We start from the raw sequence: 22,420 nt of genomic DNA on the forward strand, positions 1-22,420 counted from the left end.
GAACGCGCCGGGCACACCTGGCGCGCCGACGGGCACGGCGCACGGCCGCGGGACGGCGCCGGTCGGCCGGTCGGCCCGTAGCGCGGCGCCGGCGACCGGGGCCGCACAGCCCGGAAGGGGCGGGCCCGCAGGGCCCGCCCCTTCCCCGTTCAGCCCTCCGCAGGAGCTACGCACTCATGGGGAACTGCTCGCCCAGCTCCCGGAACACCGCGCCGTTGAAGTCGAAGGCGCGCTTGCACTCGTCGATGATGCGCTGCTTCTCCAGGTCGTCCGCGGCGATCGCGTCGAGCAGCTCGCGGTAGGTCCGCTTGAAGGCGGCCGGGTTGGAGATGTCCGCGAAGACGTAGAAGCGGACGCCGTCGCCCTTGCGCTCGAAGCCCCAGGTCCGCTCCGCCTTGTCGCGGATGATCTGGCCGCCGGAGAGGTCGCCCAGGTAGCGGGTGTAGTGGTGGGCGACGTAACCGCCGGGCCAGGACGCGGCGCACTCGGCCACGCGCGCGGCGTACGCCTCGGTGGCCGGCAGCGCCACCAGCGTCTCGCGCCACTCGGGACCCCGCAGGTGGGCGAGGTCGCGCTCGATCTCGGCCAGGCGCATCAGCTCGGGCTGAATGAACGGCCCGGCCACCGCGTCGTCCTTGAGGGCCTCGGCAGCGTCCTCCAGAGCCCGGTACACGAACCACAGCTGCTCGGTGTAGCGGGTGTAGGCGTCCACCCCGAGACGGCCGCCGAGCAGGTCGCTCATGAAGGTCGAGGTCTCGGCCTCGGTGTGCTGCTCGTGAGAGGCGACACGGATGACGGTCGAGAAGGCGTCCAAGGCGGACCTCCGAGGAATCGGAAGAAACGGGGAAAAGGCGTGGCGGCCGTGCCGCCACACCCGATCTTCCTACTTAGGCAAACCTAAGTCAATGTGTTCCCGACGCCTTGTCGGTAAAAGTTTCAAGAACCGCTCACGCGGGGGCCGGAGCCGGCTCGGGGCCGGCTCGGGGCCGGCTCGGGGTCAGGGCAGCGTCAGGATCTCCGCCCCGGTGTCCGTGACCACCAGCGTGTGCTCGAACTGCGCGGTGCGCTTGCGGTCCTTCGTGACGACCGTCCAGCCGTCCTCCCACATGTCGTACTCGTGGGTGCCCAGGGTCAGCATCGGCTCGATGGTGAAGGTCATCCCGGGCTCGATGACGGTGGTGGCGTGCGGGCTGTCGTAGTGCGGGATGATCAGGCCGGAGTGGAAGGACGAGTTGATCCCGTGCCCGGTGAAGTCCCGGACCACGCCGTAGCCGAAGCGCTTCGCGTACGACTCGATGACCCGGCCGATGATGTTGATCTGGCGGCCCGGCCTGACGGCCTTGACGGCCCGGTTCAAGGACTCGCGGGTGCGCTCCACGAGCAGCCGCGACTCCTCGTCCACGTCCCCGCACAGGTACGTGGCGTTGTTGTCTCCGTGCACCCCGCCGATGTACGCGGTCACGTCGAGGTTGACGATGTCGCCGTCCTTGAGGACGGTCGAGTCGGGGATCCCGTGGCAGATGACCTCGTTGAGCGAGGAGCACAGGGACTTGGGGAAGCCGCGGTAGCCCAGCGTCGAGGGATAGGCGCCGTGGTCGCACATGTACTCGTGGGCGACCCGGTCCAGCTCGTCGGTGGTCACCCCCGGCGCGATCAGCTTGGCGGCTTCTTCCATCGCCTGGGCGGCGATCCGGCCGGCGATGCGCATGGCCTCGATCGTCTCGGCCGTCTGCACCTCCGGTCCGGTGTACGGAGTGGGCGCGGGCTTGCCCACGTACTCGGGCCGGCGGATGTTTCCGGGAACGGAACGGACGGGAGTGAGCTCGCCTGGTACGAGCAGCGACTGGCCAGACATACGAGCGAGTGTATCGACCGGGTATGGGGCAGCATGGCGACAGAGAGAGGAGCCTGACGATGGCCCTGTTCAAGAAGCGCCAGGTGGGTAAAGCGGGCGAGTGGTACTACTGCCTGGTCCACAAGAAGGTCGAGGAAGGCCCCGAGTGCCCGGCGAAGGACCGCTTCGGCCCTTACGCGACGCCGGAGGAGGCGACCCACGCCATGGAGACGGCGCAGGAGCGCAACCTCGAATGGCAGAACGACCCGAAGTGGAACGACAAGACGCGCGAGGAAGAGGAAGGCGAAGCCACTCCCTGAAGCCCCCGCGGCCCGTACGATCCTTCGGCCCCGGGGGCTACCAGCGGCTGGGCGGCGGTGCGGTCAGCTGGTCGGCCAGCCGCGCCAGCCGGTCCCGGAAGCGCCGCGGCCCGCGCTGCACCGGCAGGCTGTTCTCCCCGGCCGCCGCGCTGACCAGGTGCTGCACCGTGTCCAGGTCCATCCCCCAGCTACCGCTGGGAGGTGCCCCCTGGGCGGCACCGGCCGGCACGGACAGCACGTCGTGCGCGAGCGTCCCCAGGTCCGGGTCCCCGCCGTCCAGGGACAGTACGGTCGCCCCCGCGCGCCGGGCGTCGTGGACGCGCTCCAGCAGCCCCGCGTCGGGCCGCTCCGGAGCCACCACCAGCAGGGTGTGACCGCGCCGGGCCGCCTCCAGCCGGCTCAGGCCGACCGACAGGTGGGGGGCGTCGCCCGGCAGCACGTGGTGGCGTACGAGCGTGGGCGCCAGCTCCGGCAGTCCCGACCAGGCGGCCTCGTCGACCAGGTGCGCGGCCAGGTGCCAGGGCTCGTACCCCTCGGTCCCGACCAGCAGCAGGTTCCCGCCGGCCGGCACCACGGAGCGCCGCAGCGTCCCGGCGAACCGGCGTGCGGCACCGGGCCACTCGGTACCGGCGAGCACCTCGCGCAGCAGCGCGACTCTCACGGCGTCCATACCGGCATCCTGCCGCATGGAAGGGACATACGGGAGCCGTTCCCCCCATCCACCCCACAAGCACCCCGCAAGCACCCGCGCTCCGGGCCTCCGATGCCGTCGATCTCACGCGGTCCGCGCATTCGACTCTGACGATCTCGGAGTTACCCTCGGCCCCATGACCTCCACAGACAGTACGCAGCAGCCCTCGGCTCCGGCCCCCGCGAAGGCCCCCGCCAAGGACCCCTGGGACCTCCCCGACGTCTCCGGCCTCGTCGTCGGCGTCCTCGGCGGCACCGGCGACCAGGGTCGGGGCCTCGCCTACCGGCTCGCCCGGGCCGGCCAGAAGGTGATCATCGGCTCCCGCGCCGCCGACCGCGCGCGGACCGCGGCCGAGGAACTGGGCCTCGGGGTGGAGGGCGCGGACAACGCCGAGTGCGCCCGCCGCAGCGACATCGTGATCATCGCGGTGCCGTGGGAGGGCCACGCCAAGACCCTGGAATCGCTGCGCGAGGACCTCGCGGGCAAGCTCGTGGTCGACTGCGTCAACCCGCTCGGCTTCGACAAGCAGGGCGCCTACGCCCTCCAGGTCGAAGAGGGCAGCGCGGCCCAGCAGGCCGCCGCCCTCCTCCCGGACTCCCGCGTCACGGCCGCCTTCCACCACCTCTCGGCCGTCCTGCTCCAGGACGAGTCGATCGAGGAGATCGACACCGACGTGATGGTCCTCGGCGAAGCCCGCGCGGACACGGACGTGGTCCAGGCCCTGGCCGCCCGCATCCCGGGCATGCGCGGCGTCTTCGCCGGCCGCCTGCGCAACGCCCACCAGGTCGAATCCCTGGTGGCCAACCTCATCTCCACGAACCGCCGCTACAAGGCCCACGCGGGCCTCCGAGTAACGGACCTCTGACCCACCGTTCCTACTCAGTGAGCAGGAGTGAGTCTTGGACCCATTCCTGGTCGCTGCGCGCATCCCGAACGGTTTTGGGTGCGCTGGTCTCCCGCGTTCGCTGTGTCCCCGTCCGGGTTCGCGCATCGTGTGCACGTTCCGTGACGGGTGGGCGGGCTTCCTCGCGCCCCTGGTCACCTGGTCCGGCCTGGACGGTCCGATGCCCACGACGATCGCTCTGGTCGTCGTGGGGCGGTGCCGTCCGTCGCCGGATCGGGTGCCCGAGGGCGCGTCGCCCGATCGCGATGCCAGCGGCATCGTGACGGGACATCTTTCGGCGCGGCGTGGTCAGCGGCTTGCGCCAGTGCTGGTCGCCCCACATGGAGGTGTAGGCGGGGTCCACGGCCACGATGGACATGTCCATCTCGGCTGCCATCGAGATCAGCCGGGCTTTGAGTTTGCCGGTGGGGATCCCGGAGATGAGCTGCCGGAACCGCTTCTTGCGTCCGTGCTTCTCTCGGGTCTTCTCGGCGGTGAAGTCCAGGTCTTCGATCGCGATAGCGGCCACGCCGCATGCCTTGGCCCAGTGCAGGACTTGGGTGACGGCGTGGCGGATCTGCGCGTCACGATGATCAGCGGTGCCGGACAGGTCGTAGAAGAACCGCTTGGGGTCGCCGACCGGGTTGCCGTGCCGGTCGAGCTGGTAGGCAGCGAAGTGGTCGGCGTTCGTGTCCACGCCGACCATGCCGTTTGCCCGTGCGGTCTCCAGCGGGACGCTCCGCACGATGGGGCGCTGCCACGATGCGGTCAAGTACCAGCGCCCACGGGTCACGTCCAGGTGGATGCGGTAGGCGACAGCCCGGTTCGCCTCGATGCGGTCGGTCCACTTCTGGCCCCGGTGCGCGAACGCGATCCGGGAGGCGAGGACGTACCGGCCGTGCTTGGCGTTGGCCAGATCCTTGAGCGGGGCCGGGAGCTTGATGCTGACCTCACCGTCCGGGGTGACGCGGATCGTCTCGTTCCCGAAACGCTTCCCCGACTCCCCGTCAGCTGCGATAAACCAGCGCTCGGACTCCCACCGTTCCCGCCACTGGGCCTCGGTGATCTGCGCGACGGCCAGGTTGTGCCGGGTGTTCAGCAGGCGCCGGCCGCCGCGCACCACGCGCACGGTCCCGGCTTCACGCTTGGCACGGGCGACATCGAGGCGGTGCTCCAGTACATACAGACGCCGAGTCTTGTGGAACCACTCGCCCTTCGAGCGGTAGCCGCCCGCCGCCTTCTTGGTGCCCTTCTCCCCGATCGGGAGGGACAGCCGGTGCATCAGCGCCCGGACACCGGCCTCAAGCCCCTGGATGCGCGCGAGCTGGCAGCGGCGCGACAACGCCCACTGATCATGGGTGGCCTTCGTGATCGACCCGGCCCACCGCGATGACGAGGAAGCGGTAAGGCCCTGCTTGCGGGCCGCCCACGTGTCGGTGGAGTGGTCGTTGCCGTCTGCGCAGCGGGCCGCCAGATCACGGGACGCGAGGCGTCCAAGGTGTTCGCCGACCAGGCGCAACGCCTTCTCGTCCTCTGGTGTGAGGTGCTTGAGCCGGTCGCGTATCGCGACACCGCACGGTCCGAGGGCGACGAACGGCGGGGCGATGGTGCGGAGCTGCTTCTTCTCCGGCTCACTCATCGGCGGCAGCCGCTTCCAGCGCCTTGCGGGCACGGTTCTTCGCGGAGCGTCGTCCGTACAGGCGGGCGCAGAACGAGGTCAGCACCTCGATCATGTCGCGCACCAGGTCGTCTTCTACCTCGCCGTCATCGAGGACGACCAGACGCCGGCCCGACGCGGACAAGGCGGCTTCGATCAGCTCGACGTTCATACGGCCGAGCCGGTCCTTGTGCTCGACCACCACCGTGGTGACCTTCGGATCGGCCAACAACCTCCGGGCCTTCGTCCGGGCCCCGTTCATACCCGAAGCGACCTCAGACTCGATACGGGCCACCTGCTGACCGTGCTTCACAGCCCAGCCGGCCAGACGGGCGACCTGGCGTTCCAGATCCGCCTTCTGGTCATGCGAGGAGACACGGGCGTACAGCCCGACACCACCCACAGCTACGGGCGGTGACGAGTTTGCCTCGATGTTCACCAGGATCGTGCGCGGCCCGACCCGCTCGGCAGGGACCGGCAACGTGCCCTCACGGAACCAGCGATACGCGGTATGCGGATGCACACCGTTCGCTATCGCCCACTCCTTGAGGTTCACACACGGAGCGTAACACCCACTCAAAGGCATTAATAGGCACTAGAGTTCACTCAACCAACAACAGTCCAACCCCCGCCCGGCCCCTTCCCGGGGCCGGGCGGACGGCGTACGCGCCCCCGCTCAGCCGCGGCGGCCCGTACGACCCTCGACCGGACCCAGATGGGCCACCACACCCCGGTAGAAGCGGTCGACGGCCTCGTCCACACTGCGGATGAACCCGGACTCCGTGTTGCCGCGAGTGCTGCCCATGCCCTTGAGCAGGGACAGCCGGAAACCCACGACCGCGGCGCCGTCGGCAGGCAGCAGGTCGCCCGGCTCCGGGCGCAGCCGCTCGAGCGTGCCGCGCGGCCCGCTGCCCGCTTCTACGAGGCTCTCCACGTGGAGGTCCGCCGGCGCCTCGGCCAGCAGCCGCACCAGCCGCTTCGCCATGGCCAGCGGGTACGCGCCCTCGGGCGCCGGCACGTCGACGGACGTGCGGACCTTGGAGGTCCTCAGATCGGCGTGGACGGCGATGACACTGCTGGTCCCGTCGACGCGCAACTCCGCGGAGAGCTTTCCGCCCTCGCACAGCGCCTGCGCCGCCGCGACCCGCCGGGCCTGCGGATCACTGCCCCGCCGGGCCCGCTGCACCGGAAGCGCCTTCTGGCCGAGCTCCCCGCCGAGGCGCAGGCATACCTGGCGGATGAGCCGCTCCCAGCTCTCCACGACCTCCACGGCCCGCGCGTCCCCGTGGCCGAGGGTCTCGTCCTCGATGCCCTTGCGGACGGGCACCCAGGCGGCACCCATGTTCTGGAAGCCGTGGCAGCCCGACTGCTCGTGCTGGAGGTACTCCAGGAGTTCCTGCAGGAGCCAGGCGTGCGCGGCGTTGCCCACCCCCTCGTGGCGGATCAGCATCTGCGCCTGGTGCGCCACTTCGGCCCAGGACAGGTGCCAGAGGCTGACCTTGTGCTTGCGCCGGCCGTCGACCTTCACCTCGACCATGGCGCGGCCCTCGAGGGCCACGTCGTTGGAGAGGGTGACCACGGCTTCGTAGCCGCGGCGCGCGGCGATGTCCATGTACTGCTGGATCTGTTCGGCCTTGAGCAGGTTGCCGTTGGTCTTCGTCTCCACGAGCGCCGTCCACAGCTTGCCCGCGCGCTCCACCCGGATCACCCCGTCCGGGCGCCGCGGAGTGTCCCCGTGGGGGAGCGAGACCTCCGTGAAGGTCTGCATGCGGCCGGCGGGCGCGCCGAACCCGGCGGTGAGGCGGCGGCCGAACTCCGGTACCTGCGCCATGACCGACAGCAGCACCGAAGTGGCGCGGACCTCGCGCTCCTTGTCGCTCTTGAGCGAGGGGACTGGGAACAGCCGAGCCTGGCTCCAGGACTCGTTCTCGGCGAGGGACTTCTTGGCCACCTTGGGCAGGGTGACTTTTTTCCTGGTGGTACGGGGGCCACGGGTCTGGGCCGGTACGGCGACCGCCGGGTCCGCCGGGGAGCCGGGGGAGGAGGCCGAGGATGTCGAGGAGGCAGGGGCGGGCGCGGGCTCGGGGACCGCGCCGGCTCCGGGCGCGTCGGCCGCGGCCGAGGTGTCCGCCGTGTCGGCGGCCCGTTCCGGCGCCGCGGGTTCCCCCGTGCCCGCCGGCTCCCCTTCGGCGGCCTGCTCCGCCCCCTCGGCCTCCGCCTCCTCGGCGCCCTCCGACTCCTCCAGCACCGGAATGCCGAAGTCCGTCGCCAGGCCCGCGAGGCCGGTTTCGTAGCCCTGGCCGACCGCGCGGAACTTCCACTCCTCACCCCGCCGGTACAGCTCGCCGAAGATGAACGCCGTCTCCACGCCCGCGTCCTCGATGGAGTAGCCGACCAGGGGCTCGCCCGAGCGGTCGGTGATCGTCATCCGCAGGTCGTCGAGGTCTCCGAAGCGGGCGCCGCCGTACCGGCTGGCCGCCACCACGATCCTGGCGATCCCCTCGGGGACCGCGGTCAGGTCCACGCTGATGCGGTCCTCGTCGCCGTTCTCGTTCGGCGTCTTGCCCAGCAGCTGCACGCTTCCGTCGGCTGCCGCCGGGTTGTTGTAGAAGTAGAAGTCGTTCTCGTCGCGGATCTTGTCGTTCCCGTCCAGCAGCACCACGGAGACGTCGGCGTCCCCGGCCCCCGATGCGCTGGTCCAGCTCAGGCTGACGACGACCGCGCCGGCGTCCTCGCTGAGGGCGGTCAGGCTGACGTTCGCGCCCTTTGGGATTTCCTGCATGTCATCCCCCCAGTCGCCCGGCGTCGTCCGTGGCGGACCGAGGCGGCCGGGCTGTCGTTCCGTGTGGCTTTCGCACCGGCTGAGCGGTGCGTCCCGGCGAACCGTAACCGCGGGAGGGGGGAAAGATCACGGGAAGCCCGAAAAAAGCACGCGAAGCTCCTGGCGGACACGGGTGATCTTGGTCGAGAACCCGTCTACCAGGAGCTTCGTCGTTCCGTACAGCCCACACCGACCAACACCACAGCCCCACCGTCAGGTTGAAAAGGGCTCAAGGTCTCCGTCACCTCGCTGCGTTCCACCGACGTGCAATGGTCCGACGAGGACCGGGCCGACCTCCTGGAAGGCATCGAGGACGGCGCCGACCGCCTCGACCACCTGATCGGCAACCTCCTCGACATGTCCCGCCTCCAGACGGTGTGTTCGGGCTGTCTGACCGCGCTGGATTCCCCTTGGTGCGGTCGGGGCGCCTCATCGTCCTGCAGAGGCCATGCTCTCTGCCCCCATCCTTGTCGGCCGGCTTCCTGCCCGCCGACCGGTGGCGGGCAGAGTGGCTCCGAATTGGTCCGAGCCTGTCTTCAGGTGCCGCAGGGGTGCTCCGGGTGGCGGGCCTCGCGGGTTTCCGGCCGCCCGCTGGACGAGGACCCGGGCCGTGAGTGTGCAGGACCGTGACTGCGCCTCCGGGGTTCCCGGTCCAGGACGGAGTATGGGATGCCAGACGTACTGTCCGGAGCACAGCAGGCGCAGTGCTTGAGTCCGGCGTTTCAGAGCCGCGGCGGCACCTGTGCAGAGCCGTGCTCTACGGCGGGGCCCCGAAGCCTTCTCGGCTACCTCACCGAGGTGCCCCGCTGGCCCCAACCTGGAACCCTCCAAGCGGTAGCCGGACCTGGTCATGCGACTCGTGGCTGTAGCTCCGCATACCAGTCACGATGTACACCTCGGATACGGGCGCATCACACGGCGGCGGAGTGCAGAGTCGCCTTTCCCACTACCTCGATCCCTGTGCGCTCGCCTGGGCGTGCGGCGGCTGGGGTGGGGACTCGGACGTCGATGGGCTGGTCAATGCCGTCCACCGCAACCGTGACCATGGCGTCGTGGCCGTAGAAGCGGACGTCAGTCACCGTGCCACGGGCTTCGGCCCCATCCGGGTCGGTCAGCCGGAGCTGCTCGGGCCGGAGCAGCACCACGCCGTCGCGGACCCCGCGGGGCCGATCCGTCAGCGGGATACGGCCGAGCGCGGTGGCCGCCACGTCTTGGTCCGCGGTGCCGGTGACGAGGACCGCGTCACCGACGAAGGCGGCCACCCAAGGGTCCGCGGGACGGCTGTACACCTCGTGCGGTGTGGCGCACTGGGCGACCCGGCCGTCCCGGACGACTGCGACGAGGTCGGCCGTGGAGAGGGCTTCCTGCTGGTCGTGGGTGACGAGCAGGGCGGTGGCTCCGGTGGCGCGCAGGGCTGCGCGCACGTCGGCCCGTACGCCGGTGCGCAGGGCGGCATCGAGGGCGTTGAACGGCTCGTCGAGGAGGACCAGGGCGGGCTGCGGTGCCAGGGCCCGGGCCAGGGCGATGCGCTGCTGCTGGCCGCCGGACAGCTCGTGCGGCATGCGGTCGCCGTAGCCGGCCAGTCCGACGAGTTCGAGCATCTCTTCCGTGCGCCGGTGCCGGGTGGACCGGTCGAGGCCGGTCAGGCCGAAGGCGACGTTGCGGGCCACGCTCAAGTGCGGGAAGAGCGCGCCCTCCTGGGGCACGATGCCGATGCGGCGGCGTTCGGGCGGAAGGTGGACCCCGGGGCCGCTGAGCGCGCGTCCGTCGAGGGTGACGGTGCCCGCGTCGGCGCGCAGGAAGCCCGCGATGATGCGCAGCAGCGTGGTCTTGCCGCAGCCCGAGGGACCGAGGACGGCGGTCAGCGCGCCGCCGGGGACCGTGAGGTCGAGGCCGTCGAGGACCGGCGCCGCACCGGGGCCGTACGCCTTGGCCAGTCCGGCGATCTGCAGGTCGGTCATGTGCGGTGCCTTCCGAGGAGATAAGACGGGATGGCGGCCAGCAGGATCAGCGCGGCGGCGTAGGGCGCGGCGGCGGCGAAGGATCCGGTGCCGGTCTCCGTCCACAGGCGGGTGGCCAGGGTGTCCATTCCCGTGGGGCGCAGCAGGAGGGTGGCGGGGAGTTCCTTCATGCACACGACGAAGGTGAGCGCGGCTCCGGCGGCGACCCCGGGGGCGGCCAGCGGCACGGTCACCTCGCGCAGCACGCGCAGCGGGGAGCGGCCCAGCGAGCGGGCCACGTCCTCCAGGACGGGCGGGGACTGGAGCACGGCCGCGCGGGTCCCCGCGACGGCGACGGGCAGGAAGAGCACGGCGTACGCGCAGACCAGCAGCGGGAGTTCCTGGTAGATCGGTTCGGCGTAGCGGACCGCGAAGAAGACCAGGGACAGGGCGACGGTGATGCCGGGGAGCGCGTGGCCGGCGTAGGCCGACTGCTCCAGCAGCCGGGCGGTCCGGCCGCGGTAGCGCGCGGCGATCACTCCGACCGGCAGGGCGAGCAGGGTGGTGAGCGCGGCTCCCGCGGCGGCGACGCCGAGGGTGGTGGCGGCGGTGTCGAGGAGCGTGGCCGGGTCCCAGGTCGCGGAGTTGCCGACGGCCAGCCAGTACCCGAGGGTCGCCAGCGGGGTGAGGACGGCGACGCCGGTGACGGCCGCGCACCAGGCCAGCGCGGGGGCCCGCCAGCGGCCGAGGACCGCGGGAACGGCGGGGCGGGCGGTGCCGCCGCCCGTTCGCGCGTGGCCGGCCCGGCCCCGGGTCCGTGCTTCGGCGGCGACCAGGGCGATGGTCATCACGACGAGGACGATGCTGAGGGCGGCGGCGGGAGTGCGGTCGAAGCTGGCCCGGTAGGAGGTGTAGATGCCGCGGGTGAAGGTGTCGTACCGCATCAGCGATACGGCGCCGAAGTCGGAGAACACGTACAGCGCGACGAGTACCGCTCCGCCGGCGGCCGCGGGCCGCAGCTGCGGCAGCGTGACCCGCAGGAAGGTCTTCAGCGGCCCGTGGCCCAGCGAGCGGGCGACCTCCTCCGGCGCCGGGTCGGTGCCGCGCAGTGCGGCGGTGACGGGCAGGTAGACGTACGGGAAGCTCACCAGCGTCAGCGCGAGGGCCGACCCGGTGAAGCCGGCCAGCTCCGGGAAGGCGGACAGCCAGGCGAAGGCGGCGACGTAGCTGGGCACGGCCAGCGGCAGGGTCACCAGCACCGACCAGGCCCGGCCGCCGGGCAGGTCGGTCCGTACGGTGAGCCAGGCCAGGGAGACGCCCAGGACCAGGCAGGCCGAGACGACCACGACGGCCAGTCCGAGGCTGCGGCCTAGCAGTTGGGCGGTGCGCTCGTCGGAGACGACGTCCCAGGCGAAGGCCGGGCCGCGCTCCAGGGAGCGGACGGCGAGGTAGCCGAGGGGCAGCAGGGCGAACACAGCGGCGACGGCCGCGGGGACGAGCAGGATGGAGGGTGGCCGGCGGCCGGCACGCCACCGCCCGGTCGGCGCGGTGGCGCCGTCCGGGCGGTGGGCAGTGGCGGGATCCGTCGGCGTGACGGGATCCGTGGAGGGCATGGGGGTCAGACCATCCCGGCTTCCTGGAGCATCTTCAGGGTCTCCTGAAGCGATTCCAGCTTCCCGAGGTCGATCTTCGGTGCGTCCAGGGAGGCCAGCGGCGGAAGGCCCTTGACCGTGCTGGTCACGCCCGAGGCGAGCGGGTACTCCTTGGTGTCCTCGGCGAAGTACTTCTGCGCCTTCTCCGAGAGCAGGAAGTCGACGGCCTTCTGGGCGACCGGGGCCTGGTCGCTTCCCTTGACGATGGCGACACCGGCGGTGTTGACGAGACCGCCCGCGTCACCACCGGCGAGGAAGTGGATCTTCGCCTTGACCTTGGCCTCGCCCTTCTCGGCGACCTGCTCGTACCAGTAGTAGTGGTTGACCAGTCCGAGCGAGACCTCGCCCTTGCCGACCGCTTCCAGCACCTTGAGGTTGTTGTCGTACACCTTCGGCTCGTTGGCCTTGAGGCCCTTCAGCCAGGTGCGGGTGGCGTCGTCGCCCTCCAGGACGCGCATGCCGGTGACGAAGGCCTGGAAGGAGGCGTTCGTCGGGACGTAGCCGACCTTCCCCTTCCACTCCGGCTTGACCAGATCGTGGACGGTGTCCGGCACCTTGGAGACCTGTCCGGGGTGGTACGCGAGGACGCGGACCCGCCCTGAAGTGCCCACCCAGTCGCCCGCGCCACCGCGGAAGCCGGGGTCCACCTTGTCGAGGGAGGCCTGCGGAAGCTTCTCCAGCAGGCCCTTGGTGGACAGGGCCCCGAGGGCGCCGGCGTCCTGGGAGAAGAACAGCCCGGCCTTGGTCTTGCCGCCCTCTTCCTGGATCTGGGCGGCGAGTTCGGCGCTCTCGCCGTAGCGGACGGCGACCGTGGTGCCGACGGCCTTCTCCAGCTCGTCGAGGAGCGGCTTGACCAGCTTCTCGTTGCGGCCCGAGTAGATGACGAGGCCCGCGTCGTCCTCGTCTACGCCGCAGGCTGCGACGGCGGGGAGAAGGAGTGCCGCCGCGAAGAGCGCGGTCAGGCGTCGGACCAAGGGGCGTCGCATGGGAAGCCTTCCTAGAAGGGCAGCGGAGAACCGGGTAACGCCCCATAAGTAAGGTAAAGCTAACCTAAAGGTCAAGGTGACGCACGCAACAATTCGACCGCGCCCACACATCGGCGAAGCCGACCTTACCGCTTATTTTCCTATGGACCTTCCATGAGTCCTCTGTGACTTTCCTGTGACTATCGGGCGAGGTAAGGCTTTCCTAAGATGCGCCCGTGACAGTCCTTCCCGACCTACTCCCAGGCACCGCGTCCGTCCCGTTCGCCCTCGGCCTCGCCGCCCACGGCGACCGGACCGCCGTCATCACGGCCGACGGCGCGGTCAGCTATGCCGAGTTGGCCGTACGCGTGGACAGGACGGCCCGCCGCCTCGGCCGGGAACGCCGCCTGGTCCTGCTGGTCGGTACCAACACCGTCGACGCCCTCGTCGTCCACCTGGCCGCCCTCGCGGCCGGGCACCCCGTCCTCCTGGTGCCGGGCGACCACCCCGAAGCCGTCCAGTCGCTGATCGACGCGTACGACCCGGACGTCGTGGCCCGCCCCGGGGGCGGGGGCGTGCTGCTCGACGAGCGGCGCGAGGTCTCCGCGCACGACCTGCACCCGGACCTCGCCCTGCTGCTCAGCACCTCGGGCTCGACCGGATCGCCGAAGCTCGTCCGGCTGTCGCACGAGAACCTCCAGACCAACGCGGAGGCCATCGCCCAGTACCTGGACATCCGGGACACCGACCGCGCCGCGACCACCCTGCCCCTGCACTACTGCTACGGCCTGTCCGTAGTGCACAGCCACCTCCTGCGCGGCGCCGGACTGATCCTGACCGACCTGTCGGTCGCCGACACCTGCTTCTGGGAGCTCTTCGAAGCCGCGCGGGGGACGGCCCTCGCCGGAGTGCCGTACACCTTCGACCTGCTCGACCGGGTCGGCTTCGCCTCCATGGAACTGCCCCACCTGCGCTACGTCACCCAGGCGGGCGGGCGCCTGGCACCCGACCAGGTCCGCCGGTACGCCGCACTCGGCCGCACAGCCGGCTGGAAGCTCTTCGTGATGTACGGCCAGACCGAGGCGACGGCGCGCATGGCCTACCTGCCGCCGCACCTCGCGGAATCCCGCCCCGAGGCGGCAGGGATCCCCATCCCCGGCGGCTCCTTCCGCCTTCGGCCGCTACCCGACAGTGCCGACCACCCCGACGGCGCGGACGGCGCGGACGGCGCGGACGAGAACATCGGCGAACTGGTCTACTCGGGCCCCAACGTCATGCTCGGCTACGCCCGTTCCCCCGACGACCTCGCGCTGGGCCGGACCGTGCACGAACTCCGCACCGGCGACATCGCCCGCCGCTCGCCCGACGGGCTGTACGAGATCGTCGGCCGGAGCAGCCGGTTCGCGAAGATTCTCGGCCTGCGCATCGACCCCGGGCAGGTCGAGGCGATGCTCGCCCGGCACGGCGTCAGCGCCCTGTGCACCGGCGACGACGAGGCACTGCGCATCGCGGCCGTCGGCGGCCACGACCGGGACGCCCGCCGGATAGCCAGGCGCGTGGCCCACGACTGCGGTCTACCGGCCCGCGCCGTGCACGTCCGCGTCCTGGCCGCCCTCCCCCGCCTCCCCTCGGGCAAGCCCGACTACCGGGCCGTGCGCAAACTGACCCGTCAGGCGCCCGACAGCACCACCGGCACTACTGGCACCACCACCGGCCCCGCGGCCATGCCGGACGGCGCCCCCGAACCCCTGCACCTGCTCTATGCACGGGTCCTCGACCGGTCGGACGTGACGGACGACAGCTCCTTCGTCAGCCTGGGCGGCGATTCGCTCTCGTACGTGGAGATGTCGATCCAGCTCGAAGAGCGGCTCGGTCACCTGCCGGCCGGCTGGCACACGACACCGATCCGGGACCTCAGGCCGCCCGAGCACGCGGACACCTCCCGCAGGCGGACCCTGGAGACGAGCGTCGCGCTCCGCGCCCTGGCGATCTTCTGCATCGTCGGCTCGCACATCCAGGTGTTCGGCATCAAGGGCGGGGCGCACATCCTGCTCGCGGTCGCCGGATACAACTTCGCCCGTTTCCACCTCACTTCTGCCGATCGGCGCGTACGCGTACGCCGGGGCTGGACCAGCCTCGCCCGCGTCGCGCTGCCGAGCATGGCCTGGATCGGCCTGATCCTGCTCCTCAACGACGACTACACCCTCGCCAATCTCTTCCTGCTCGACAGCGTCATGGGCCCCGACGGCCTCAAGACCGGTATGCACTTCTGGTTCATCGAGGCCCTCGTCTACATCCTGATCGCCGCCGTCGGCCTCCTGAGCCTGCCCGCGGTGGACCGGGCGGAGCGCCGGTTCCCGTACGCCCTGCCCCTGGCCCTCGCCGGCCTGGGACTCCTCACCCGCTACGACATCGTCGGCCTGCCGGAGCGCGAGCACATCCCCGACGCCGTCACCGTGTTCTGGCTGTTCGCCCTCGGCTGGGCGGCGGCGAAGGCCGCCACCGTGCGACAGCGCCTCCTGGTCACCCTCGCGGCCCTGGCCACCGTGCCGGGCTTCTTCCCCGGGGACCCCGGGCGAGAGGCGATCATCGTCGCCGGATTCGTGCTCCTGGTGTGGGTGCCCAGCCTCCCCAGCCGGGAGCGCCTGAACCAACTGGCCGGCCTCCTCGCGACCAGCTCCCTGTACATCTACCTGACGCACTGGCAGATCTTCCCGCTCATCGACGGGTTCTCCCGGCACCTGGCGTTCTTGGCCTCACTCCTCTTCGGCATCGCCTACGCGGCCGGCGCGGCCCGCCTGATGCGAGGACTGTCGGCACGCAGAGGGGCTCGCGCCTCGGCGGATTCCTGACCCGCGGAGCGACTGGTCGGTTGGGCCGCTCGCCGCCGCCGTCGTAGTGCACAAGGGGCGGCTCCCGCCGGGATCACGGTCCCAGCCAGCCAGCGGCAATCCGCCGCCAGGTACCCTCTGCTGGGGGGAATCTGGGGGGAATGAGGCCTCGTTGGGGGGCAGCTGGGGAGAATCGGCTGCATAAACGGGCAGCAGGGCGAAAGACTCGGCAAGGACGATCACTGCAGGTCAGACCGCCCGCATAGGCAATTTCTCCAGGTCAGCGGTGTGAGGGTGACGACTTCAAGAAGATCTCCTCGTGGGCGGCCATCCTCTTTGCACCCACCCTGGTCGGCACGATCTACGGCATGAACTTCGAGACCATGCCCGAACTCGGCTGGGTCCTCGGCTACCCCCTTCGCCGTCGCACTGATGGCCATCGTGTGCCTCAGCCTGTACGTGATCTTCAAGCGGCGTGACTGGCTCTGAACCCATGGGGAGACACGCTGCGCGCCCGCTCCTCCCGAAACGCAAGCGTCGCCTCGTGCCATCGAAGCCGCCGAGGAAGCCCTGGAAGTGGTGCTCGCGGACACAGCCGCAGTGGAATCAGATCGCCGACAGGCGGGCTCCACTTCCGCCAACATCGCGATGATGCTCGCGTGAGGGCGGTGAAGGCTGATCTGGAGGCTGCCCGGATCGGTGGGAGCAAGTCACCGGACGGCATCCTCTCTGATCTGCTACTCGGGCCCGCGGCGGGGTGGTACGGCTCATCCTGGCTCCCGATGGCGCGAATCAGGTGGGGCTAGTTTGCGCTTTCACAGGCCGACCCGTCGCGGGCCGAGGGAGGGCGCGCGGCCGTACTACGAGCATTCCCCCTTACGCCGCCCGAGATTCAATCGCACACGGGCTCCTCGGCACCCCGGGCATGTTCACCGACTACACATTTTCCAGTCCGGAAGATGTGCGGCCTGAAGCCGGGCGGAATCATGCCACCCATGCATTCCACTCCCGCAGGGATCGGACCGCATCGGTCCGCGGTGGCTCACTTACGCCTACCGTCCATACCTGTCACCGCTCAGACCGATCTCGCCAGTTCGCCGGTCCGATCTTGGTCGCTCCGCTTGCCGACACACCCCCAAAGGCATCGAGGCTGGGCTTTCCTAAGTCAGCACCGACCCAGCACGGTTGAGGTTCCCAGGAGTGATGACGGGTGATGAGAGGTCAGCACCAGGTCAGCACGGGGATGCGGGAGGGCCCCGCCGAGAGGCGAGGCTCAGACGCTTGACCTGCATGTTTGTGCTCGAAGGAGCATTCATGCTAAGGAATGCGCCAAAAAGGTGTGCAGGAACTTCACTCGCCGGCCCCGCCGCGCATACCGTCTCCCCCTGCTGGATGAACCCTGGGCCCCGCTGCCTGAACCCCGCTGCCTGAACCCCTCTACGCTAACGCTTCCCCGGCGTCCCACGGGCCGCCCCCGGCGCTCAGGGCGCGTAGGTCTCCCCGCCGGGGGTGAGGGTGGCGCTGCCCGCGGTGCTGTCGGCGAGCCAGGCCCCGAAGGCGGGCAGATCGGCCTCGGGCAGGGCGATCTCGATCTCCACGGCGGCCCCGTAGCGCACGTCCAGCACGGTGCGGCCGGTGGAGCGCAGGTCGTTCTGGGTCTTGCCGGCCCGCTGGTGGTCGACGGTGACGGTGGCCAGCCGGTAGCGGTGGCGGGTGACGGTGCCGAGCTCGTCGAGGGCTTCCCCGACGACTCCCCCGTAGGCGCGGATGAGCCCGCCGGCCCCGAGCTTCACCCCGCCGTAGTAGCGGGTGACGACGGCGACGGCGTAGCGGATGTCCCGGCGGGTCAGCATCTGCAGCATCGGCACGCCGGCGGTGCCGCCCGGCTCGCCGTCGTCGCTGGCCTTCTGGACGGAGGCGTCGGCGCCGATGACGTAGGCGAAGCAGTTGTGCGAGGCGGCGGGGTGCTCCTTGCGGACGCGGGCGACGAACTGCTGCGCCTCCCGCTCGGTCGCCGCGGGCGCGAGCGAGCACAGGAACCTCGAGCGGTTGATCTCCGACTCGTGCACGCCCTCGCGGGCCACCGTCACGTACTGGTCTGCCTTCACCCGTCCACCCTACGGGGAATCGGACATGCGTCCTTTCTGTTGATTGACCTGGCAGTGGTCAGCAGGCAGGCGAAACAGCAGGAGGCGGCACACGTGTACGGCGATCCGGCAACCATCCGCAAGGTCCTCACCGAGCTCGGCGACACCTGGGCCGTGGTGGGCCTGTCCGACAACGAGGACCGGGCCGCCTACCGCGTGGCCCAGGTGCTCCAGCGGTACGGCAAGCGCGTGGTCCCCGTGCACCCCAAGGCCGAGACGGTCCACGGCGAGCAGGGGTACCCCTCGCTGGAGGCGATCCCCTTCAAGGTGGACGTGGTGGACGTCTTCGTGAACAGCTCGCTGGCGGGCTCCGTCGCCGACGAGGCCGTCGCGAAGGGGGCGGAGGCGGTCTGGTTCCAGCTGAACGTGATCGACGAGGCCGCCGGCGAGCGCGCCCGCGCGGCCGGCCTGGACATGGTCATGGACCGCTGCCCGGCGATCGAGATCCCCGCGCTCTGAGGCCGGAGCCGGGGGCTGCCCGGCCGGCGCCGGGGTCAGCCGCGGGCGGCCACCGGGGGGATGGAGACGGCCATCGTCATCTCCACCGGGCCGGGGCCCTCGTTGCGGTAGGCGTGCGGGGCGTCCGCCTCGAAGGAGACGGCCCCGCCGGCCGGTACGGAGTACTTCTCGTCGGCGACCACCAGCGTCAGCTCCCCGAGCGTGACGTGCAGCATCTCGAAGGTGCCCGGGGGGTGCGGGTCCGAGGCGGTCCCCTCGCCGGGCTCCAGGCGGTAGGTCCACATCTCCACCGGCCCGCGCCGGTCGTCGCCGAGCAGCATGTGCGCGCCGCTGCCGCCCTCGGTGGACCACATCCGCACCCCTTGCCCCGGCAGCACCACCTTCACCCGGGGGCCCCGCTCATGGTCGAGCAGCGTGGTGATGCTCACGCCGAGGGCGTCGGCGAGCTTGACCGTCGTGCCGACGCTGGGGTTCGTACGGGCCTGCTCGATCTGGATGATCATGCCGCGGCTCACCCCCGCACGGGCCGCGAGGCCTCGCCGACTTCGGCGGCGGGCTGCTGACCCGCCGGATACCGGCCCTCACCGTGGTGGTCGCCTCCCAGGTCCTCGCCGTCGCCGTGCTCGGCGCCGTGGTGCTGGGCACCGGCGCCTGGCGGGACCGCAGCTCTGGTTCGCGGTCGGGGCGAGCCTGGTGGGGCCCGTCGCGATGCTCAGCTTCTACAAGGCGCTGGCACTGGGCCCGATGGGCGTGGTCTCCCCGCTCGGCTCGCTCGGCGTCGTCGTGCCGGTGACGGCCGGGCTGCTGATGGGCGAGCGGCCCGGCACCGGCCGGTTCGCCGGCATCGCGGTGGCCGTGGCGGGCATCGTCCTGGCCGGCGGCCCGGAGCTGCGCGACGCTCCCGTACAGCGGCAGGCGGTCGTCCTCACCCTCGTCGCGGCCTTCGGCTTCGGCGCGGTGATGGCCCTGATCGCGCCCGCCTCCTCCACGATCCCCGGCCTGTTCCTCGCGCTCTTCGTCCAGCGCGTCACCAACGTCGCCGTCGGCGGCACCGCCCTGTGGGTCCGGACCCGGCGCGGCATCCCGGCCCTCCCCGCGGGGACGGGCGGCCTGCGGCTCCTGTGGGGGCTGCTCCCGGCGCTCGCCTTCGTCGGACTCGCCGACGTCGCGGCCAACGGCACGTACTCCATCGCCGCCCAGCACGGCCCGGTCACGGTGGCCGCCGTGCTCTCCTCGCTCTACCCGGTGATCACCGCGCTGGCCGCCTTCGCCGTCCTCAAGGAACGCCTGCGCACCGTCCAGGCGGCGGGCGCCGGCCTGGCCCTGGCGGGCACGGTCCTGCTGGCGGCGGGCTAGTACCGCGTACGGCTCCCGTCCGGCGCGTGCCGGACGTGCAGGTGGCCGTCCAGGGGGTACGGGGGCATCGCGGGAAGGATCCGCTCGAAGGAGAAGCCGGCCTTCTCCGCGACCCGGCAGGACGCCTCGTTGTCCACCTGGTGGATCAGCTCGATCCGCGCCAGGCCCTCGGCCGCGAAGACCTCGAACGCCCAGGCCGTGACGGCCCCCAGGGCCCGGGAGGCGACCCCGCGGCCCCGGGCGCGCGCCGCCGTCCAATAGCCGGCTTCCAGCAAGCCCGACCCGGTCCCGGACACGGCCCCGGACACGGACCCGGTCCCTGACCCTGACCCTGACCCGGCGCCCGTCCGCTTCAGCACCACGTTGGCGACCGGCGGGCCCTCGTCCGCCCCTTCGCGCGGAGGTTCGTACACGGCGAAGCTCAGCCGGTTCCCGCTCTCCCACCCGAGCCGTTGCTCCTCGAGCCAGCTCCGCGCGTCCTCGACGCCGTCGACGTGCCGCGTCAGCCAGTGCCGCAGCGCCGGATCCCGGAACACCTCGACCAGCGCCCCGGCGTCCGCGGCGCCCCACGGCCGCAGGACGAGTCCGGCGGCGGCCGGGGTCCCCTCCACCGCGAGCACGACGCTCACTCCGCTTCTGCCTCCGCCAGCTCCGCCAGCGCGCACAGCTGCTCGGGCGTCACCCCGTCGGGGATCGGCACCGGCGCCGGGGTGCGCAGGGGCGGCTGCCAGCCCGTCTCGGGCTCCCAGCGGCGTACGATCCGCGCCGGCGCCCCCGCCACCACGGCGTGGTCCGGGACCTCGCCCCGTACGACGGCACCCGCGGCCACCACGACGTTGCGGCCCAGCCGCGCCCCGGGCAGGACCACCGATCCCGTACCCAGCCAGCAGCCCGGGCCGATCTCCACCGGCGCGCTGCGCGGCCACTGCTTGCCGACGGGCTCGTGCGGATCGTCGTAGCTGTGGTTGGTGGAGGTGATGTACACCCCGGGACCGCAGAAGGTGTCATCGCCGATCGTGATCCGGGTGTCGGCGATGACATGGCTGTCCCGTCCGATGACCACGCCGTTGCCGAGGACGAGCATCGGCTCCGCGCCGAGGTCGAGGTCCGGCATCATCCCGGCGGTGAGCGTGACCTGTTCCCCGATGATGCAGTGGTCCCCGAGCCTGATCCAGGGCTCACCGAAGACCGTGCCCTGGGGGAAGGCGAGCCTGGTGCCCTGCCCGATCGCCCCGAAGCGCAGCCCTCCCGGGGTCTGCGCGGTCACGGCGCCGGCCCGCTGCATCCAGCGCCAGCCCGCGTGGGCGGCGCGGCCGGCGAGCCGCCGGCGCAGGGCCGTCAGGGATGAGAACGTGTTCTGGTTCTTCGCCACCCGGTCACCGTAGCGCGCCCGGTGCCCGGACCGCGCCGTGATCTTCACCCCATCTCCGGGAGCGCGGACCGCGTGCCCTACGGCGCCCGTAGCGCGACACGACGTACCGACAGAGGAAGAGAACACATGACGCAGCAGGCGGCCCAGGCACTCGTGGCGGGTGTCGGCGGGAAGAACCCCGAGATCGACCCGACGGCGTTCACCGCCCCCACCTCCGTCGTCGTCGGCGACGTCACCCTGGGCGCGGGCGCGAGCATCTGGTACTCGGCGGTGCTCCGCGCCGATTGCGGTCCGATCGTCCTCGGCGCCGACAGCAACGTGCAGGACAACTGCACCGTGCACGTGGACCCCGGCTTCCCGGTCTCCATCGGCGAGCGCGTCTCCATCGGCCACAACGCCGTCGTGCACGGCTGCACGGTCGGGGACGACTGCCTGATCGGCATGGGCGCCACCGTCCTGAACGGCGCGGTGATCGGCGCCGGCTCGCTGGTCGCGGCCCAGGCGCTGGTCCCGCAGGGCATGGTGGTCCCGCCCGGCTCGCTGGTCGCCGGCGTCCCGGCGAAGGTGCGGCGCGAGCTGACCGAGGAGGAGCGCGAGGGCATCAAGGTCAACGCCCAGATGTACACCGAACTGGCCAAGCAGCACCGCGCTTCGGTGGCCCCGGACGCGTGAGGCGCCTCCCCCGCCCGCCCACGGGAGGGCGGGGAACCCACTGGCCGGCTGAGCCGGCCGAACCGGCCGAGCGCGCTCGGCGCACTCAGTCGGCGAGCACGGCCCCGGCCACGGGAGCCGAGTCCGAAGCGGCCTCGGCAGCGGCCTCGGCGCGCGCCGCCTCGGCCGCCTTCTTCATCCGCCCGCGCACGACCACCGTCACTCCGATCCCGAAGAGCAGCGCCAGGGCGAGCGCCACCCAGGAGAAGCCCTTCAGCCACGGCTCGGCGACGATCCCGATCGAGTAGATGACCGCCGTCGTGCCGCCCGCCCACAGGATCCCGCCGAGGACGTTCGCGACGAGGAACCGCCAGTAGGGCATGTGCAGTACGCCGGCCAGCGGGCCCGCGAAGATGCGCAGCAGCGCCACGAACCGCCCGAAGAAGACGGCCCACATGCCCCACTTGTCGAAGGAGCGTTCCGCGAGGGCCACCTGGTCGGGCCCGAAGTGCTTGGGGAAGCGCCGCCCCAGCCGCTCCAGCAGCGGCTTGCCGCCCCTGCGCCCGATCGCGTAGCCGATCGAGTCGCCGATGATCGCCCCCGCGGTCGCGCAGACGCCGAGCACCACGGGGTCGATGTGCCCCTGCTGCGAGGCCAGCAGCGCCGAGCTGACCAGGACGATCTCCCCGGGCAGCGGGATTCCGAGGCTTTCCAGGCCGATGACGATCCCCACGAGGAGGTAGATGCTGACCGCCGGAATCGTCTCCAGCCATTCCTGGATGTGCACCGGTACGTCCTCCAGAGTCTCCGCCCGGCCCGCCCCCTGTGACAGGCCGAACGG

Annotated in this window: 18 protein-coding genes and 4 pseudogenes; 8 read left to right on the top strand and 14 right to left on the bottom strand. The window is 71.3% G+C overall.

What is annotated here, in order from left to right:
- Positions 1-166: 166 nt before the first annotated feature.
- Positions 167-814 carry a biliverdin-producing heme oxygenase gene (locus DRB96_RS29395; RefSeq protein WP_112451188.1) on the bottom strand — a complete coding sequence of 216 codons (648 nt, stop codon included), beginning with the start codon at positions 812-814 and terminating at the stop codon, positions 167-169.
- Positions 815-997: 183 nt separating this feature from the next.
- Entirely contained in the window at positions 998-1,855 is an 858-nt protein-coding gene (map, locus tag DRB96_RS29400; RefSeq protein ID WP_112451189.1) for a type I methionyl aminopeptidase, read from the bottom strand.
- A gap of 59 nt (positions 1,856-1,914) precedes the next feature.
- Here map and DRB96_RS29405 point away from each other — a divergent pair, with 59 nt between their 5' ends.
- On the top strand, positions 1,915-2,154 hold the full coding sequence (locus tag DRB96_RS29405) for a hypothetical protein (protein ID WP_112451190.1): 240 nt from the start codon (positions 1,915-1,917) through the stop codon (positions 2,152-2,154).
- Between the two features lie 37 nt (positions 2,155-2,191).
- Here DRB96_RS29405 and DRB96_RS29410 read toward each other — a convergent pair whose 3' ends face one another.
- Positions 2,192-2,824: a hypothetical protein gene (locus DRB96_RS29410; protein ID WP_112451191.1), complete on the bottom strand. Its 633-nt coding sequence runs from the start codon at positions 2,822-2,824 to the stop codon at positions 2,192-2,194.
- A gap of 157 nt (positions 2,825-2,981) precedes the next feature.
- Between DRB96_RS29410 and npdG the strand changes: the two genes are divergently transcribed.
- Positions 2,982-3,710, top strand: coding sequence for an NADPH-dependent F420 reductase (gene npdG, locus DRB96_RS29415; RefSeq protein WP_112451192.1), 729 nt, complete (start codon positions 2,982-2,984; stop codon positions 3,708-3,710).
- A gap of 10 nt (positions 3,711-3,720) precedes the next feature.
- Here the strand turns inward: npdG and DRB96_RS29420 are convergent, their stop codons facing one another.
- The 3 genes from DRB96_RS29420 to DRB96_RS29430 all read right to left on the bottom strand — a co-directional run bounded on the left by DRB96_RS29420 (position 3,721) and on the right by DRB96_RS29430 (position 8,167).
- Positions 3,721-5,367 (bottom strand): IS200/IS605 family element transposase accessory protein TnpB, encoded by a 1,647-nt coding sequence (locus DRB96_RS29420; protein ID WP_112451193.1) that lies wholly within the window; start codon positions 5,365-5,367, stop codon positions 3,721-3,723.
- The gene (locus DRB96_RS29425) at positions 5,360-5,941 is read right to left on the bottom strand and encodes an IS607 family transposase (RefSeq protein WP_112451194.1); all 582 of its coding nucleotides are present in this window, start codon (positions 5,939-5,941) and stop codon (positions 5,360-5,362) included. Before DRB96_RS29425 ends, DRB96_RS29420 begins: the two co-directional genes overlap by 8 nt.
- 120 nt (positions 5,942-6,061) lie before the next feature.
- On the bottom strand, positions 6,062-8,167 hold the full coding sequence (locus DRB96_RS29430) for a TerD family protein (RefSeq protein WP_204357841.1): 2,106 nt from the start codon (positions 8,165-8,167) through the stop codon (positions 6,062-6,064).
- A gap of 264 nt (positions 8,168-8,431) precedes the next feature.
- Here DRB96_RS29430 and DRB96_RS46035 point away from each other — a divergent pair.
- A pseudogene (locus tag DRB96_RS46035) lies at positions 8,432-8,581 on the top strand (histidine kinase dimerization/phospho-acceptor domain-containing protein); the annotation flags it as partial.
- A 536-nt stretch (positions 8,582-9,117) separates the two neighbouring features.
- On the opposite strand, the gene DRB96_RS29445 reads toward DRB96_RS46035, so the two are convergent.
- The 3 genes from DRB96_RS29445 to DRB96_RS29455 are packed head-to-tail and all read right to left on the bottom strand — an operon-like array spanning position 9,118 to position 12,784.
- Positions 9,118-10,167: an ABC transporter ATP-binding protein gene (locus tag DRB96_RS29445; protein WP_112451195.1), complete on the bottom strand. Its 1,050-nt coding sequence runs from the start codon at positions 10,165-10,167 to the stop codon at positions 9,118-9,120.
- Entirely contained in the window at positions 10,164-11,759 is a 1,596-nt protein-coding gene (locus DRB96_RS29450) for an iron ABC transporter permease (RefSeq protein WP_112451196.1), read from the bottom strand. The genes DRB96_RS29445 and DRB96_RS29450 overlap by 4 nt, the downstream gene beginning before the upstream one ends.
- A 5-nt stretch (positions 11,760-11,764) precedes the next feature.
- Positions 11,765-12,784, bottom strand: a complete 1,020-nt coding sequence (locus DRB96_RS29455) for an iron ABC transporter substrate-binding protein (RefSeq protein ID WP_112451197.1) — start codon at positions 12,782-12,784, stop codon at positions 11,765-11,767.
- Between the two features lie 215 nt (positions 12,785-12,999).
- Here DRB96_RS29455 and DRB96_RS29460 point away from each other — a divergent pair, with 215 nt between their 5' ends.
- Positions 13,000-15,615, top strand: a complete 2,616-nt coding sequence (locus DRB96_RS29460) for an AMP-binding protein (protein WP_112451198.1) — start codon at positions 13,000-13,002, stop codon at positions 15,613-15,615.
- Between the two features lie 269 nt (positions 15,616-15,884).
- Positions 15,885-16,083, top strand: a pseudogene (locus DRB96_RS29465) (CorA family divalent cation transporter); the annotation flags it as partial.
- Between the two features lie 992 nt (positions 16,084-17,075).
- Here the strand turns inward: DRB96_RS29465 and DRB96_RS29470 are convergent.
- On the bottom strand, positions 17,076-17,702 hold the full coding sequence (locus DRB96_RS29470) for a YigZ family protein (protein WP_112451199.1): 627 nt from the start codon (positions 17,700-17,702) through the stop codon (positions 17,076-17,078).
- A gap of 93 nt (positions 17,703-17,795) precedes the next feature.
- On the opposite strand from DRB96_RS29470, the gene DRB96_RS29475 reads away from it, so the two are divergent.
- Positions 17,796-18,200, top strand: coding sequence for a CoA-binding protein (locus DRB96_RS29475; RefSeq protein WP_112451200.1), 405 nt, complete (start codon positions 17,796-17,798; stop codon positions 18,198-18,200).
- Between the two features lie 35 nt (positions 18,201-18,235).
- Here DRB96_RS29475 and DRB96_RS29480 read toward each other — a convergent pair.
- Positions 18,236-18,733 (bottom strand): annotated as a pseudogene (locus DRB96_RS29480) (XRE family transcriptional regulator); the annotation flags it as partial.
- Here DRB96_RS29480 and DRB96_RS29485 point away from each other — a divergent pair.
- Positions 18,733-19,556: pseudogene (locus tag DRB96_RS29485) on the top strand (DMT family transporter); the annotation flags it as partial. The pseudogenes DRB96_RS29480 and DRB96_RS29485 sit on opposite strands and share 1 nt — an antisense overlap.
- Here DRB96_RS29485 and DRB96_RS29490 read toward each other — a convergent pair.
- Positions 19,553-20,185 (bottom strand): GNAT family N-acetyltransferase, encoded by a 633-nt coding sequence (locus tag DRB96_RS29490; RefSeq protein ID WP_112451201.1) that lies wholly within the window; start codon positions 20,183-20,185, stop codon positions 19,553-19,555. The pseudogene DRB96_RS29485 and the gene DRB96_RS29490 overlap by 4 nt on opposite strands.
- Positions 20,182-20,928 carry an acyltransferase gene (locus DRB96_RS29495; RefSeq protein WP_112453828.1) on the bottom strand — a complete coding sequence of 249 codons (747 nt, stop codon included), beginning with the start codon at positions 20,926-20,928 and terminating at the stop codon, positions 20,182-20,184. The genes DRB96_RS29490 and DRB96_RS29495 overlap by 4 nt, the downstream gene beginning before the upstream one ends.
- Before the next feature lie 126 nt (positions 20,929-21,054).
- Here DRB96_RS29495 and DRB96_RS29500 point away from each other — a divergent pair, with 126 nt between their 5' ends.
- Positions 21,055-21,600: a gamma carbonic anhydrase family protein gene (locus DRB96_RS29500; RefSeq protein ID WP_112451202.1), complete on the top strand. Its 546-nt coding sequence runs from the start codon at positions 21,055-21,057 to the stop codon at positions 21,598-21,600.
- A gap of 85 nt (positions 21,601-21,685) precedes the next feature.
- Here DRB96_RS29500 and DRB96_RS29505 read toward each other — a convergent pair whose 3' ends face one another.
- Positions 21,686-22,366, bottom strand: a complete 681-nt coding sequence (locus DRB96_RS29505) for a DedA family protein (RefSeq protein WP_112451203.1) — start codon at positions 22,364-22,366, stop codon at positions 21,686-21,688.
- Positions 22,367-22,420 lie beyond the last annotated feature (54 nt).

It is taken from the genome of Streptomyces sp. ICC1, assembly GCF_003287935.1.
Lineage (GTDB): Bacteria > Actinomycetota > Actinomycetes > Streptomycetales > Streptomycetaceae > Streptomyces > Streptomyces tritrimontium.